The following is a 308-nucleotide window of genomic DNA, read 5'->3' as shown; positions in this document are numbered from 1 at the left end:
CACGGAGCTTGATGTGAAGAGCGTTGATTCCCAACTGCTTCAGTCTCTCGGACACGTCCTGAGCAGCCAACATAGCAGCGTATGGGGAAGACTCGTCTCTGTCAGCCTTGACCTTCATACCTCCGGTGACACGGGTGATAGTTTCACGTCCGGAAATATCAGTGATATGGACGAATGTGTCATTGAAAGAGGCGTAGATGTGAGCGACAGCGAAGATCAGCTCTCCCTCCTTAGCTTGAGGTCCGAGGTGGACAACAGCGGCCTCTTCTCTTACCTGTCCCTTACGAGCGGGAGCCATTATCCAAGAC

Annotated in this window: 1 protein-coding gene; it reads right to left on the bottom strand. The window is 52.9% G+C overall.

Translation table 11 applies throughout. The features are described from left to right. On the bottom strand, positions 1-298 hold a 298-nt coding region (gene rpsK, locus SM755_RS24620), incomplete at its 3' end, for a 30S ribosomal protein S11 (RefSeq protein ID WP_369335288.1). Between the last annotated feature and the right edge of the window lie 10 nt (positions 299-308).

This window comes from Natrialba sp. PRR66 (genome assembly GCF_034808065.1).
GTDB lineage: Archaea > Halobacteriota > Halobacteria > Halobacteriales > Natrialbaceae > Natrialba > Natrialba aegyptia.
The sequence above is the reverse complement of the archived record's forward strand: the minus strand, read 5'-3'. Positions and strand labels throughout refer to the sequence as shown.